Below are 14,794 nucleotides of genomic sequence, written 5' to 3' on the forward strand. Positions count from 1 at the left end.
GCGAAGCGGACGGTATGATCGGTCAAAGCGCGAAGGTCATGGCTTTCCGCTTGCCGATACGCTGAAGGAGAGGATCGTGCATTAAGATGACGCGGTCGATTAGTACCGACACAACGCGCACGATGAGCGACCATGCCGAGTGTGGTCGTCGTGCACACCCGCAATCGTGAGGTTCGCGATGTTCACAGTTCTTCTTGAAAAGACCGTGGATGGCCAGCGTTACATCGACTGGCTTGTTTCGGGTCTCGGTTGGACGTTGGCGCTTGCCTTCTTCGGCTGGTGGATTGCATTCGCAGTCGGAGTCGTCGTCGGCATAGGTCGAACTGTGCAGAACCCGTTCTTCCGGGCCCTAGCTCGATTATACGTTGAGATCTTCCGAAACATCCCCGTTCTCGTGCAGATGTTTCTCTGGTACTTCGTCCTGCCCGAGCTTCTTCCAACGACCATGGGCGATTGGATAAAGCAGATACCTCCGCCTTGGGGCACTTTCTTTCCGGCCCTGTGGTGCCTGGGCCTCTACACCGCCGCACGCATCGCAGAACAGGTTCGCGCAGGCATCGAAGCTTTGCCCAGGGGGCAGGACGAAGCCGCTGCCGCACTCGGCCTGAGCGGTTATGTAACGTATCGCCATATCATCTTGCCGCAGGCACTTCGCCTTATCGTGCCAAGCCTGACAAGCGAGGTGATGGGCATCTACAAGAATACATCCGTTGCTCTAACCATCGGTCTGATGGAGCTGACCGCCCAAGCGCGCCAAATCAGCGATGCGACGTTCCAAACCTTCGCGGCATTCGGTGCCGCCACACTCATCTATCTCGCTTTGGCTTTGATCGCCTACCAGGCGATGATGCTTATCGACAAAGCCGTGCGCATACCCGGTGCCGCACCCGGTCGGGAGGCCGACGGGTCAGATTTCGACGCTGTGAAGCTGGAAAACCCCGTGCCTAAAGGTATGGAGATCGTGAAATGAACAGTCTCGATTTCTCGATTGTCCTACAGGCATGGCCTTATCTGTGGTCAGGATTGCTGTTCTCGCTTTCCTTGACGGCAGCCGCCTTCTTGGTTGGGATGTTTCTTGGAACGCTCTTCGCCCTCGTACAGCACTTTGAGCTCCGCGTTCTGAGCCAGCTCGTCCGTAGCTATGTCGCCCTGATGCGATCGATTCCGCTCATTCTAGTCCTGTTTTGGTTCTTCTTCTTGGTGCCCATCGTTCTGGGGCACTTGTCAGGCAACGGTCGCCCGGTTCCAGTCGGTGCCACCTATACAGCGTTCATCACGTTCGGCCTATTCGAAGCCGCCTACTATTCGGAAATCATCCGTGTCGGATTGCGCGCAGTGAACAAAGGACAATTCGAGGCTTGCCAGGCTCTCGCCCTGTCGACATTCGACACGTATCGCCATGTCATCCTTCCGCAGGTGTTTCGGGTCGCAAGCCCCATAATACTGAGCCAGACCATTATCCTGTTTCAGGATACGTCCCTTGTTTACGTTCTATCGCTCACTGATCTCCTTGGTGCGGCCTCGAAGCTTGCACAGCTCCATGGTCGTCTCGTCGAGATGTACCTCGCCGTGGCCGTTGTTTATCTCATCATAAGCTGCGCCGCGTCCCAATTCGTCGCCTCGCTCCGAAAGAAGTACGCGATCGCGGGCGCTCGCCGATAGTCAATCATAATTCCATGGCCCGTCATTCCCTGGGCTACAATCTGGAGATCAGCATGCAACAACAGTGCACCGTCGGCCCAGCTGACCCGTTCCCGATGGTTATCGTCGAGCGCCTCGTCAAGCGGTTCGGCAGTTTCAATGCCCTGAGCGACGTCAGCCTCAAAGTCGCAAAAGGAGAAAAGATCGTACTCTGCGGGCCATCGGGTTCCGGGAAGTCGACTCTCATCCGCTGCATCAATCATATCGAAAAGCACGATTCGGGACGTATAGTCGTCGATGGAATCGAACTGACAGACCGGATTCGCGACATCAACAACATTCGCTCTGAAGTCGGCATGGTCTTTCAGAGCTTTAATCTGTTTCCGCATCTGTCGGTGCTCGAAAATTGCATGCTGGCTCCGATGAAGGTGAGAGGCCTTGCTGAGCCTGAGGCGCATGAGCGGGCGGTGGCGCTGCTGAGGAAAGTCCGGATCCATGATCAGGCCCACAAATATCCCGCGCAATTGTCGGGCGGCCAGCAGCAACGTGTCGCTATAGCCCGTGCCCTGTGCATGCAGCCCAAGATCATGCTCTTTGACGAGCCGACGTCTGCCCTCGATCCGGAAATGGTCAAGGAGGTGCTCGAGACCATAGTTGAGCTCGCGCAGGACGGGATGACGATGGTCTGCGTCACGCACGAGATGGGTTTTGCGCGCGAAGTCGCGGATCGTGTGGTCTTCATGGACCTCGGCTCAATCGTGGAAGAGGGCGATCCGAGCACCTTCTTTCGTGCGCCGAACACGGACCGCGCGAAGGCCTTCCTCAACCGGATCATTCACTGAGATCCCGGCCCGCGCCGTCGTCCCTGAAATGCCGCGTCAGCATACCCATTGACGACGATGTTGTGCGTTGTGCATTGTCGCGGCCGATCAATTTGGGCGACCCATAACAGTTGCAGAGAAGATCGTTCTCGCCGGCCGCGCAGAGCTAGGTTTGACAGAATGTCAAACTCACTGACCGCGCCCTTGGCGGCGCTATCACGGCCTCGGCGGTTCTGTTTGCCGCGAGGCCTGCGGGAATCGGTTGGGGGGTTCGGTGCGCGTTGGCTCTGGCTGACGGCTCGGCTCTGGGGTTCGATTGCCGCGCACAATCCAACTCGCTATGCGAGCATAGCTGCGGCGCAGCACTGGCATCATTGATTCATGATTGTCTTGATCCATTGTACCTAGACTTGACATAAAGGGGGCGTTTCGCAACCGTCACGGTTGACTGCTGTAGGGGAATTAGCACACCGAACGAAGAACGCCCGGCGGCGACCAGACCGCCGGCGATAACTGTCGTCTCCATGTTGCAGTCAACCAATCTAGACATTTCTAGCTGACATCAACCTTACGGCGGGTGCGATCTTTGGTCCGAACCGGTCCGACTTCGATCCTGGGCAGGATTTGGTTTAATGTATCCATCCCATTTACGTCCGCTCGTAGGTCGAGGAGCTCATCGACCCGCGTAGTGATATCGGCAGCGGCGGACCAGGCCAGCAGACTCGGCGTGACGGCGATGTTGTCGACGACGCGCAGATGCGGAAACAGCCCGCCGCTCTGGAACACATAGCCCATGCGCCGGCGCAAGCGCGCCGGATCAACGTTGTGCGCATCCTCGCCCCCGCGATGACACGGCCGCTGTCGGGGTCGAGCAGGCGGTTGGCGAGCCGCAGCAAGGCGGATTTGCCGGAGCCGGATGCGCCGACGATCGCCAGGAATGCGCCCGCGGCAATATCGAGCGAGATATCGTCGACGGCTGTGATGCGTCCAGCGTCGTGACCGCCGGCAGCGCTCTTCCCGACATGGACGTAGGCAATTAGCGCTGCGGGTGCCATCGTCGAACTGGACGAGCGCGCCATTGTCCGAAATTCACTTTATTCTGCGGTGGCCACGTTAGCGAACATCGGATTGCGTTCATGATGCAGGATGAGGCGTAACAGGCGATAAACAGCATCAGCGTGGCCCATTCGGTGTGCCCGCGGCTGTAGGCCAGCACCATGGCGCAAGCGAAGAACACTGGCAAGTCTATGTGGCGCGCCGCCGCTCGTGGCACGACGCCGGGTGCATCGAAACTAAGAATACGGCAGTGGCGTCTTCGCTCTCGTACGAAACGTACCGTTTCGCATCTTGCAGAGGGGAGCTCGTTACGTCCATGCTGTACTTCGTGCGAAAATCGGAAGCAATCGGTTAGAAGCGATCTTTTCGAGCTCGTTTGCCGGGTAACTCAGCGATAGTTTACATATTGACGCGTCAACCTAAGCGGCTTGAATCCCGACTAGGAAGCTGTCCAGTTCGTGCTTCAGTCGAGAGCTTTCCCTCAGACAGCAGTTCGGCAGACGTCAGCACCTGCAAGGATGCCCCTTCGGTTTCTTTCGCGTGGTTGGCGCTCGATGCCCTTGGTGACACGTACCTGCGAATTGCGCAGACTGCCCGTGTCGACCCGGGGCTCATGCACCGGGTCGCCGTGATCGCCTCCGGCACCCTCGACAGTCTACCGCACAACGGCGCCGTCGTGACGTTGCTCGCGGTCTGCGGCTCGACCCATCGCAAGAGCTACTCCGACATGGTGATGGCCAATATCGTTGGGCCGATCATCGCCTTGGCCATCGTCATCGCTTTGGGTTCGGTGCTCGGATCGTTTTAGTTAACCCGCGCCGGGGTCTGACCAACACAAAGACATGCAGCGTTGCTGGCGAATGGCTTGAGCTTGAGCAGTCGATAGTGGGGTCGTCGCAACAGGTGCCCCGCCGCCGCGCAACGTTATGGATCTTTCGGGGGCGGCATTGAATGTCCGTGTGCCGATCAGACGTAGGTCGAGGACATGTCGTGCTCGTCTGCGAGGCAGCTAGCAAACGCTGGTTCTTCGTCGCGCGATGACATTCCTTGCTCAGTGCCGGCATAGGGTTATCTTGACAGTTGCCAATGCTTTCGAGCAAATGGCGACTTCCCAATGGCAACAGCGGGTGTCAATGATCAAGTCCACGCTCGTTCAACGTATTGCCGAGAACTGCCCGCATCTTTATCAAAGCGCCGTCAACAATATTGTGAGCGCAATCCTCGATGAGATCGTCGAGGGGTTGGCGCGCGGTGGCCGGGTCGAATTGAGGGGATTCGGAGTATTTTCGGTCAGCCATCGGCAGGCTCGCACAGGCCGTAATCCAAGAACGGGCGAGTACCTGAAAATCGAGCAAAAGCGCTTTCCGGTCTTCAAGGCCAGCAGGGCAGTGCATGAGCGATTAAACCGTCGCGAAGATTCGATATTGATCAACTCGCCGTCTGAGGTTACCTAAGAGGGAGAGCCGGATCGGTGCAGCAGCGACGCTGTAACTGCAAGCGGTCTCGCGGACGCTGCTGGGTGCCGTGGAACAGAGCTGATCAGCGGCAGCATCTCGGCCACGCGAGCGCTCGACAGCACCAAGCGGTCAGTTTGATGATGCCGATCACGACTAGGCAACCCGCTTCAATTGGTTGCCCGGCTGCTCGAGGTGGGCGGGCTTTGGCTGTGCTGCTTCCGTGTCAGCCCATTTCAGTAGCGTCAGTTCGGCTGAGAAGCCTGGTCCGAAGGCGCCTAAGATGCCGTATAATCCAGGCGCTTGCTCCTCATGCGCCAGCACGCGTTCCAGCACGAATAGCACAGTTGCGCTGGACATATTTCCATGAAGTCGAAGTGTCTCATAGCTGGAAAAAAAGCTCTCAGAGGGCCTGCCAAGGCCCCGCTCACAAACTTCCAATACTCTTCTCCCGCCAGGATGAAAGATAAAGCCCCTTACTTGGCCAGGAAGGATGCCAGCCTCCGCGAGCAACGAGTTCATAGCACGTGGCATCAATTCCCTAATCATTGACGGAATGCGCTCGGAGACCACGACTTCAAATCCCGCGTCGCCAAAATGCCAGCCCATTAGAGAAGTCGAGTCCGGGTGAAGCAAACTCGTACTTCTCACGATATCCAGCTTGCCAGAACCGCTTTCAGCTGGCGCGATTAATAACGCGGCAGCGCCATCTCCAAAGAGGCTTGAGGCGACGACGTTCTTTGGCGTGAGATCATTCGGTTGGAATGTAAGGGAAGTCAGCTCCACAGCAACGAGGAGAATGCGTTCATTCGTTGCTCGGCAAAGGGCTCCTGCTAAACTAACTCCTGATGCTCCCCCAGCGCATCCGAGGCCAAAAATCGGCGTCCGTCCCACATCTGGTCGCAACCCGACCTTGAAGATCAGGTCCACGTCGAGACTAGGCGTCGCTATCCCTGTCGTCGAGACGAACAAAACCCGATCGACTTGCTCGGGCTTAACGCCAGCCCGGTCGAGACAGTTCACCGTCGCTTTGCACGCGAGCTCCTTCGCCCAATCCAAATATATCTGGTTGGTCTCACTTATGCGATGCTCGCCGAGAAGCCATTCGGGCGGAACGCAAAAGAAGCGCTGATCGACCAGCGCATGATCGAATACGGTAAGATATCTCCTCAGCTTCTCCATTCTGGAGACAAAGTGGTGACCCGCTAGAGCCTTGAGGTCGGCCTGAGAGAACCGACACGGTGGCAAAGCCGTCCCAACAGCCAAAATTCTGGACATCAGTGACTCTTGTCGCTCGACATGGATTTACACCGAACAAGGACGCCCGCGACATCCAGCCGCTATTTCGCGTGGACCAAGCCGACGTTGATGTTCGGCCCAACGCGGGCAGTTCCTACGAGGCCGCTCGTTGAAAAGCCTGCGCTTCCGATTGAGCAAAAGCCATCGATCGGAGGGCCGATGAGCACGCAATCGTACTCAGCGCTGACGGCCAGCTGGGCAGAAAAGAAGCCTTTATGTCCACGCCTGCTGGACAGCGCTGTTGGCCGTCGCTGGCGTTGACGAGCGGCAGCGGGGTCGCAAGGTCGTAGGTCTGATATTTATTGCGGGCGGCCGCAGTGGCGCCTTTTGCGTAGAGCAGGACGTCCTTCCAGGCGTAACCGAGCGGGTCCTCAACGGGGCCGCGGGTAACAATTTTGCGTGCAGCCAGAAGGCCCGGCACAATGAATCTAGCGTTAGAGCCTTCGGGACTGGCGCAGCTGCCGTTCATCGCGATTCCAGACACCGACTTGGCGATCTGCTAGCAGAAGCCGATTTCACCGCCGAGCGGACTTCCTGTTGCACCAGGGCACGTCAGGGCAGGAAGTGGCGCACGGACCACATCTCCGGCGTCGACGAATTCCCAGCATCGACGGCCATCGCCGCGATTGCGGCCGATATCAGAACCGCTTCGCTCGCGGAGCCACACGGCCAGACCGCCGACAGCCGCGACCAGCAAGATGACGACTATCGTGCCCAGGAGCAGCAGTTTCATTCTTCTCGACCCAATCCGAGCTCAACGTTCTTGAGGGTTCACAGACGCGGATGCATGCCATGCGTCTGTCTTCTTGATCAATTGATAAGGTTAGTAGGTGACTGGAAATAACGTGTCCGCCTCAGCGAATGAATAGCCCGTCTTCTTCTGTGCGGACTCATATGAGTTTGTCGCGGCAAGCCGTGTTGCCATCGTCGATATGCCTGGCAGACGTCGGATATTCTGACGGGATTTCGCATAGCTGACAGTCGGATCAAATCGGCTCGGGTCGTCGTGAAGTATTTTGGCGATGCCCGCCACGAGCCGTGAGCCTGTCAGGATCCAGTCATCCGCAAAGCCGCCGGAACAGGTGCCTAGTGCAGGCCGCAAGGGCTCACAGTAAGGGCATTCCGAGCCGTGCTAGGGCGGACCTAGGAGACAGCGATCGTTCTTCCTATTGGAGCTCAATTGATTGGGTTAGGCTCTTTAAAGGCCGATGTTGCGGTTCAGCCAGCTTGACGCATCATGGGTTGCGAGTTGATACACTCGTCTGGCTCCGAGCGCCACTGCGAAGAAGCTGCCGATAACCATCATCTGCTATCCACTTTGCCCGAGCGAGATGACTGTCAAAAGCGCGACGCGCCCGATCCCAGTCGTGAGCAGGGTCAACGTGAAGAACAACGCGCGCTACCTCGCGCCAATCTGTACCCTCAGCATCAGCGTCAAGCAGCCGCCAGTATGTAGCCAAGTGCTCCTCGTCATAGACGGTCAGACTTGCGCCCGATGGTGCAACGTCATCGACGGTCAAATCGAGCAGCGGTTCCTGCACTGATGGGTCTCCCGGGCAGCTTTAGGGGCAACGAAGGGGATCGTCGCGAGCTTGGTGCGCAGTCGCAGTATCCTCCGATTGTGGAATAGTTTTGGTGATGCCTAAAGCACATCAGGTGATTCGCTTTACGCAACGACATCCGAAACGCTTCACTGTTACACCCCTATTGTCACTGCACTGAATGGCCGACGTGGCATGCCATCGATCATGAGCTTGAGATACATGTGATGATTCTCGAGGCTGGGGAAATCAACGAAATGAAAGGGAGTGAAACTCGCCAGCAAGGTCTGGCGCCGTCCCGGCGCCGACCCGGCAGAAATGATCGTCGCAACATTGCCGAGAACAGCATGCGATATATTTGGTTCGAGTTGATGGAAGAGTGGTGGGCGATCGCAAAGCCAACCCGATGCTTGCGGGCAGTGCCGAGAGGTTCGCGAGCGCGAGCGTCGTGAAGCCTCAAATTCGCCGCTGACAAGCCGGAGGAAGATCAACGGACAAAGACGCATCAAAAGTCTCGCCGAGCGCTGGGGATACTGCCTCAGCCCTGTCGGACGCAGGGGCGGCTTGCTCCATCCTGCGTGAAGGCAGTGCTGGGGAGGCCTGTTTCCCCGACAGCGCGCTAGGCTGCGAAGCGTTTTCCGATCGAGATCCGAACTCACTGGCGGCGTTAGGCGGATAGAGTGGGGTGCTCTGCCGGGTCATCCCCGCGGGCACAAATAGCGCCGTGTAATGGTCAGTGTCGATCACCAAGCTGGTCGGTCGGCTGTCCTCGCTCGGCAGGACGCTGCTCCTGCTCAGTGCAGCAGTTTGTTCGTGCCCGCTTTGCTGCATTGTAGACTGCCTCTCCAATTCGTGGAGGGGAGCATGCATCAGCACGCCAGCGCCTGTATTGAGGTCCTTTGGGCTGACGGGGACTGCTGGCTGGGCGGGTTGATCATCCAGCAATCGGCGAACTTTCACAGGAGGGAACTCCTCCGAATTAAACGTGAGGAAGGGCGGCTGAACGGGACGGTCATCTCGCTCTTTCTGAATTTCCCCGCGAAGCTCATTTTCCAGCCGCTCAAGTTCCGATGGATCGGTCGCCGACTCCTGGGCTTCATCATCGAACAGCAGCCAGAGCTCCTCGGGGACCCCATCTAATCTGGGCGACGGGACAGCATGGCCGGCCGGCTCCTGAGAGGCGCCCGCACCGGAATCGTGCTCGGCATCCCGAACCCTTTTTAGCGCCGGCACTAGATTTCTGTCTCGCGGGAACAACTTCCGAGCGAATTCCACGCGCGCAGCATCGTCTAGCCCGGATATCGTATGGCCCGCAACGCTAAGCGCTTTAGAGAATCTGCGAAAACTTGAATCATACAGAGCAACGCTGTTCGTGGCGAGTCCGCTGAGATCAAGCCGATCCAAGAGCTGCGCGTCGGCCGCTGAGGGGGCAATGGTCGGCCGTCCGGCGCGACAAGCGACATAGGCCGGATCAAGATACGCACCAAGAGCGTTCAACCCAGCCAACATAGTCTTTCCGACGGGAGAGTTGGAAAAGTAAGTGTTGACGTGATCCACCAGGGACTGATGGTCGCCTAAATCAGTCGTTTGGCCACGAGCGCGGAGGTCATTCACGAGTTGGCGAAGTGCAGAAGTATAATTGCCAGCTGTTTTTGGACGGAGATTCGTCTGAGCCGCCCATTGAGCAATCGCTTTATCGATAAGGTCCTGTTCTTCTTCAGACAAATGTGGATAGCGACTACGGGCCGGATTGAGATACGCACCAAGGGCGTTCAACCCAACCAACATAGTGCTTCGGGTGCTGGGATTAGAAAAGTAAGTGTTGACGTGATCGATCAGGGATTGATGGTCCTTTAAACTAGTCGTTTGGCCACGAGCGCGGAGATCATTGACGAGCTTGCGAAGTGCTTGAATATAAATAGAAGCCGAGGACGGGCTTAGATTCCTCTGAGCCGCCCGTTGAGCAATCGCTTTATCGATAAGGTCCCGGTCATCTTGAGACAAATGCGGATGGTAATCGCGATTAGCCCGCTTAGGGGCGGCAGGAGCGGCCTGACTTGCCTCCGCCAATTGCTGCTCAAAGCCTTCTTGCCCGGCCTTGCCCGCCCGTGGCTCATTCGAGACTTCGTGCTGCACCTGCGACCAAGGTGTTACGTTGAATGGGACAAAGTTCTGCTGGTCCACGCTAGCCTCACGTCCAAGATCACCTGAGCAGACCCCTAGTCGCGTGAGCTTTCGAGAAGCTGACGAGGCCACGTAGAGCCGCGGCAGGATGGAGCAATGATCAGAACCTGTGGCTGGCCATCGGCGGGGTGACGTGAAGCGGCCGCACCTTCCGAACAAGATCTGCAATCCGTCACTCCGATCAGGTCGGCGTTGGAGCGACGGCTCGGGAAGATACGCCCATGCTCAAGGTGGTTCACGACGCCGAGGAGTTCAACGAGCCGGCCGGTGGGTCGCGTGTTTCCAAATTAGCCATGTTCACGCGCTGGAACGTATCGCGGGTGGGAAAGCCAGCCGTCGCGCTCGGCGTCCTATCTGTAGATGAATTATCATATTTCGAAATTAAAACGCTCGCAAATCGACATTTATGTGGTGCCGATGAGCCCCTCGGCCTATCATTTGTTCATGGTTGGATATTGCCCGGTTTATGTGCGGTGCGGAGGCACGGTACGCTGCCTAGCTCGGGGACCAGGCGTCTGCCGGCGTTTGGAAGCGGTGATTTAGCGAGGGCTGACCGCGCACGTGTCGCCTGGCAGCGCACGCGCTGCCCAGATCAAAAGCGCAAAAGCCGCGTTTTATATGAAGCAGAGGAATTCCCATGGCTAAAGTGCTTGCGCTGCTTTCAGCGACTGCGTTCACGTTAATCGCGATCTCCACGGCCCAAGCGGGCCAAACCCTCGAAAACATCAAATCGAAAAAGGCAATCACCATTGGGTATCGCGAAGCGTCGATACCCTTTTCCTATCTCGGCGCTGACCAGAAGCCTGTTGGTTTTTCTCTCGACCTTTGCGCGCACGTCGTCGATCGTCTGAAAGTTGATCTCGGTACTCCGAACATTCAGACAAAGCTTACGCCCGTCAACTCGTCCAATCGTATTCCACTTATCCAGAATGGCACGATCGACATCGAGTGCGGTGGCACTGCCAGCAGTAAGCAGCGTCTAGAGCAGGTCTCATTCAGCGTTGCGACCTTCGCCAGTCAAACGGCTTGGCTCGCAAAGGCCTCGAGCGGGCTCAAGACGCCGAACGATCTGAAAGGGAAGACCGTTGTTGTAACACAGGGTTCCGATGCTCTCGGCATTGCCAAAGGCATTTCGCAGCAGGACGATCTCAATCTGACTATCGCGCAAGCCAAAGACCATGCGGAATCACTGTTGTTGCTCACGACCGGTCGCGTGGCGGCGTGGGTGGAAGCCGACATTCTCTTGGCCGGTATGAAGGCGGATTATTCGAAACCAACCGACCTCATATTTCTAAAAGCAAACTACGGTACCACTTACTATTATGGCCTGATGTTCTCGAAGGATGATCCCGACTTCAAGAAGATAGTCGACGACGTGCTCTCCAAACTCATGGCTTCCGGCGAGTTCACCAAAATCTACGACAAATGGTTCGTGGCTGCGATCCCGCCGAAAAATATCAATCTGAACTTCCCAATGACCGATGCGCTCAAGGAGCGCGTCGCTCACCCCAGTGATGTCGTCAATTACTGAGCTTGAGCGCGGCGAGCCGAAGCCGCCGCGGCGATAGGACGTCAACGCCAGATCTACGGCATGGTCCAATGCTGGTTATGATCGCGAATGCGGACGCAAGCGACTATCGTCACCTAAAGGGAGCGTGAAATGACAAGCGGAGCGGTTGGCTGGGAATCGATGACGGATGCGGATCGACAAATCGCGCAATGGGTAGAGCAGACGCCATTTGTGGACACCCATGAACACCTGATCGAGGAAAGCCAGCGCCTTTCCGGAGCAATCCATCCACGGACATTGCCATGCAATGACTGGGCCTATCTATTCAGATCCTATGCTGCCGAGGACCTGGTGGTTGCGGGCCTGCCAGCGACCGACCTACGGGCGTTTCTCGGGCCTGACCTTACGAGCCAGGACAAATATCGGCTGATCGCGCCCTATTGGGAACGCATCCGCCACACCGGTTACGCCCAGGCGCTGCGCCATACGTTTCGTGGCGTTTACGGTGAAGAGGACCTGACCGCCGAAAGCCTGCCCCGGATCGCCGAGAAATACCGTGAAACCGTACAGCCGGGTTTTTACGCACGGATACTGCAACTGGCAAACATCAAAGGCTGTCACGTCAATTCGCTACAGCGCATCTTTATGGAGACTGAGCAGCCAGGGTTGCTGGACCACGACATAAGCATCCTTCAATTGAGCCGGTGTAGTGCTGCTGACTTTGCGTGGGTGGAAGCCGAGACGGGCAGACGCCCGACCACTCTCGATGAATGGCTCGGGGTTATAGACTTTTATTTCGCGACTTACGGCGCCAAGGCCGTGGCTGTAAAATCGCAAATCGCCTATTCTCGCGCTCTCGATTTCGAGCCGGTCACCAAGGCGCATGCCGCAAGACTATTCCCGCACCATGCTGACAGGGTAGGCGCATTGCACGCCCTCGGTCCTGAGGATCTTAAGGCGCTGCAAGACTATCTATTCCGCTATTGCGTCGGCAAGGCCGGCGAGTACGGCTTGCCGGTGAAACTGCACACCGGCATTTTGGCGGGCCACGGCGTGATGCAACTCGCGCGTACTCGCAGCAATGCAGCAGATGTGTGCCGTCTGCTGCAGGATTTTCCCGAAACCCGATTCGTCCTCATGCATATTGGCTACCCGTACGAGCACGAGTTTATCGCGTTGGCCAAACATTATCCTAACGCGGCGATCGACATGTGTTGGGCATGGATCATCAATCCGGTGGCGGGCGTTCGCTTCTTGAAGGAGTTTTTGATGGCGGTTCCGTCCAACAAGATATTCACCTTCGGCGGCGACTATGTCTCTGTCGAGCCAATTTATGGCCATGCGTGCGTAGCGCGCCGTGGAATCGCACAAGCTCTCTCGCAATTGGTGGCCGAAGGCTGGATCGCGCTCGAGGGCACCCGTGACCTGATCGACCGCATCATGCGCGGCAACGCGCTTCAGTTCTTTCAGAAAGCGCATCGGGTAGATACGACGCAGCGGTGATCGGCGGACACTTCCTTGAAGTTTGTCAACGTCCATGACCATCAGCGATGCGAAGGTGGTAGCGCGCCCAGCGCTTGAGGGGGATTGGGCGGCCGATGTTCGGTTTTCGGTGAACGGCCTGGATGTACGGACGGTCAGGCGAGTAAAGAAGGGGGAGCGGACGCCCATCGATCGCCGCGACGCGTTTCTCTACGTTCGCGCGAAGTAGATAATATCCGACCCGCTGGGCCTGAACCCGAATCACAGCCTGCGGGCTCGGCAAACTTCTCCGATAAAAGCATGATGACGATCCAGGCAACGATACCTTGGCGGGCGTTACTCCCGGCGAGTTCGCGAGACTGTTTTCGCCCTACGCATTTCGTGAGTGCCAGTTCGTTCAAGCACAATCAAGCACCTGCCGCGGCCCTTGTTCGCAAATACCTGACCGAAGTCTAAGGCCAACGAAGCTACCGGGATTTGAGATCTCCGCGGCCGGGAGTTTGTGGTAGACCCACACGATCGCCGAGGCGCGCATCCATCTTCGAGCCGTTCATCAGGATGAACTGGGTAAACTGGTCGCGACCGGCCAGATTCAGAACGTCTCCACAGCGGCCATTCATCGCGACGAGCCCAGCGCCTGCTCGCCATTTTGTTGTCGGCGACGCCGGAGGTCCACCTCCATTATCCTGTTGAACGTCAGCAAGGCGTCGGCCTTGTCGCGGACAGGCCGCTTGTCTGTCACGTAAACGATTTGCGTGTGCCTTCGTCCCATCATGCGCTGGCGGGACGCTCCGATGCGCACGGGGGGCGCCCGGGCCGGCGCCAAGGCCAAGAGGGGAGGTGCCGCTCGTTGTCTGATGGCGATGTCCTATCGTGAATTGCGCGCAGTGCGGCGCGTGCGCATCAAGTTCGATATGGGGGCCAACTGGCACCCCTGATCCCAAGACGGCAGAGATTGAGATCGCGCAGCCGGCAGAAGCATCTACGTGCAATATCAACTCTGTCTTTCCGCACGCGATTCAGTTCACTATTAATGTGACCCTTGACCCGACGAACAGCAACAAACTTCAATCTCGTTCGGGCGTTGCCGCTGGTCTAAACGTTAGCGCCATTCGCCTGCCGACGTTTCATGCGGAATTGCAGGCCCGGTGTTGCACAGTTTCTTTTCGACCTCATCACCGGCGTTTGTACCGGTTCAGCACGCGTCGGCCGAGTGCAGATTGAGGCTGATTCCTGAAACCGCTGATTAAGCCCGCCAAAGGAATGCGGCCTGGGGCGCGCGTGACCCCAGTAGCAATCTCGGCTGCCAGGGTTGTGTCACAGAGGCATCGATAATTTGGAATATTTAATCGCATTATTGGATGATTGGCTCGGCTTCACCTCATTGGCCGGCTTTAACTTTGAAGCGCGGCAGAAAGCGGTTGGTCAAAATTGTTGTTGCGAATGTCTCAGTGTCGTCGAACGCATCGAATCGTGTTGTTAGCTGCGCACCGGCTTTGCCGCTTGAAGTCGCTGTAATCATGCATCGACTTGCTCGGCGGACCTGGCCAGAGACCAATCTGGTTTAGCAATGAGATAAGTATCGAAATAGAAGAGGATGCCAGCCGAGGATGTTAGATTGAAATACTCAACTATTGCGCTTGGCCACTCTTGACCTCTACAGATCGTCCGGCTTGAGCTCGCTCGGTCGGTCCAAATATTACGATCGCAAATGGGCGCGTCGACAGCACGTTCCTGAGAACGAAGCGCCCTTCTTGATGAGTAGTGGAGAGCCGATGTGAGTGCAGTGTGGAATCAAATCGGGAT

General features: G+C 57.2%; 12 protein-coding genes and 2 pseudogenes. 7 read left to right on the forward strand and 7 right to left on the reverse strand.

Annotated features, from left to right (window positions below; genetic code table 11):
• Window positions 1–178: 178 nt before the first annotated feature.
• Genes AKN84_RS11140 through AKN84_RS11150 form a run of 3 tightly spaced genes read left to right on the forward strand, consistent with a single transcriptional unit; the run spans window position 179 to window position 2,483 of the window.
• Window positions 179–970 (forward strand): amino acid ABC transporter permease, encoded by a 792-nt coding sequence (locus AKN84_RS11140; protein WP_050420748.1) that lies wholly within the window; start codon window positions 179–181, stop codon window positions 968–970.
• Window positions 967–1,662 (forward strand): amino acid ABC transporter permease, encoded by a 696-nt coding sequence (locus AKN84_RS11145; RefSeq protein ID WP_050420749.1) that lies wholly within the window; start codon window positions 967–969, stop codon window positions 1,660–1,662. Before AKN84_RS11140 ends, AKN84_RS11145 begins: the two co-directional genes overlap by 4 nt.
• 53 nt (window positions 1,663–1,715) lie before the next feature.
• Window positions 1,716–2,483, forward strand: coding sequence for an amino acid ABC transporter ATP-binding protein (locus AKN84_RS11150; protein ID WP_050420811.1), 768 nt, complete (start codon window positions 1,716–1,718; stop codon window positions 2,481–2,483).
• Between the two features lie 639 nt (window positions 2,484–3,122).
• Here AKN84_RS11150 and AKN84_RS45000 read toward each other — a convergent pair.
• Window positions 3,123–3,517: pseudogene (locus AKN84_RS45000) on the reverse strand (ATP-binding cassette domain-containing protein); the annotation flags it as partial.
• Window positions 3,518–4,062: 545 nt separating this feature from the next.
• On the opposite strand from AKN84_RS45000, the pseudogene AKN84_RS11160 reads away from it, so the two are divergent.
• Both AKN84_RS11160 and AKN84_RS11165 read left to right on the forward strand, forming a co-directional pair.
• Window positions 4,063–4,326, forward strand: a pseudogene (locus AKN84_RS11160) (GntP family permease); the annotation flags it as partial.
• Window positions 4,327–4,618: 292 nt separating this feature from the next.
• Window positions 4,619–4,972 carry an HU family DNA-binding protein gene (locus tag AKN84_RS11165; protein WP_283805502.1) on the forward strand — a complete coding sequence of 118 codons (354 nt, stop codon included), beginning with the start codon at window positions 4,619–4,621 and terminating at the stop codon, window positions 4,970–4,972.
• Window positions 4,973–5,128: 156 nt separating this feature from the next.
• On the opposite strand, the gene AKN84_RS11170 is transcribed toward AKN84_RS11165, so the two are convergent.
• The 5 genes from AKN84_RS11170 to AKN84_RS45010 form a co-directional block, all read right to left on the reverse strand.
• The gene (locus AKN84_RS11170; RefSeq protein WP_128970667.1) at window positions 5,129–6,250 is read right to left on the reverse strand and encodes a type III polyketide synthase; all 1,122 of its coding nucleotides are present in this window, start codon (window positions 6,248–6,250) and stop codon (window positions 5,129–5,131) included.
• A 115-nt stretch (window positions 6,251–6,365) separates the two neighbouring features.
• The gene (locus AKN84_RS11175; RefSeq protein WP_050420753.1) at window positions 6,366–6,740 is read right to left on the reverse strand and encodes a hypothetical protein; all 375 of its coding nucleotides are present in this window, start codon (window positions 6,738–6,740) and stop codon (window positions 6,366–6,368) included.
• Between the two features lie 30 nt (window positions 6,741–6,770).
• Window positions 6,771–7,004 carry a hypothetical protein gene (locus AKN84_RS11180; RefSeq protein ID WP_050420754.1) on the reverse strand — a complete coding sequence of 78 codons (234 nt, stop codon included), beginning with the start codon at window positions 7,002–7,004 and terminating at the stop codon, window positions 6,771–6,773.
• A 502-nt stretch (window positions 7,005–7,506) separates the two neighbouring features.
• Complete coding sequence (locus tag AKN84_RS45005) at window positions 7,507–7,812, reverse strand: DNA -binding domain-containing protein (protein WP_128970668.1); 306 nt, start codon at window positions 7,810–7,812, stop codon at window positions 7,507–7,509.
• Window positions 7,813–8,268: 456 nt separating this feature from the next.
• Window positions 8,269–9,996, reverse strand: coding sequence for a hypothetical protein (locus AKN84_RS45010; RefSeq protein WP_157863278.1), 1,728 nt, complete (start codon window positions 9,994–9,996; stop codon window positions 8,269–8,271).
• Between the two features lie 637 nt (window positions 9,997–10,633).
• Between AKN84_RS45010 and AKN84_RS11205 the strand changes: the two genes are divergently transcribed.
• Together AKN84_RS11205 and AKN84_RS11210 are read left to right on the forward strand one after the other, a co-directional pair.
• Complete coding sequence (locus AKN84_RS11205; protein WP_050420759.1) at window positions 10,634–11,527, forward strand: amino acid ABC transporter substrate-binding protein; 894 nt, start codon at window positions 10,634–10,636, stop codon at window positions 11,525–11,527.
• 129 nt (window positions 11,528–11,656) lie between these two features.
• Complete coding sequence (locus AKN84_RS11210; protein WP_128970670.1) at window positions 11,657–13,009, forward strand: amidohydrolase family protein; 1,353 nt, start codon at window positions 11,657–11,659, stop codon at window positions 13,007–13,009.
• Window positions 13,010–14,369: 1,360 nt separating this feature from the next.
• Here the strand turns inward: AKN84_RS11210 and AKN84_RS47270 are convergent.
• On the reverse strand, window positions 14,370–14,510 hold the full coding sequence (locus tag AKN84_RS47270; RefSeq protein WP_157863279.1) for a hypothetical protein: 141 nt from the start codon (window positions 14,508–14,510) through the stop codon (window positions 14,370–14,372).
• Window positions 14,511–14,794 lie beyond the last annotated feature (284 nt).

The organism is Bradyrhizobium tropiciagri (assembly GCF_001189845.1).
In the GTDB taxonomy this organism is placed as follows: Bacteria; Pseudomonadota; Alphaproteobacteria; order Rhizobiales; family Xanthobacteraceae; genus Bradyrhizobium; species Bradyrhizobium tropiciagri.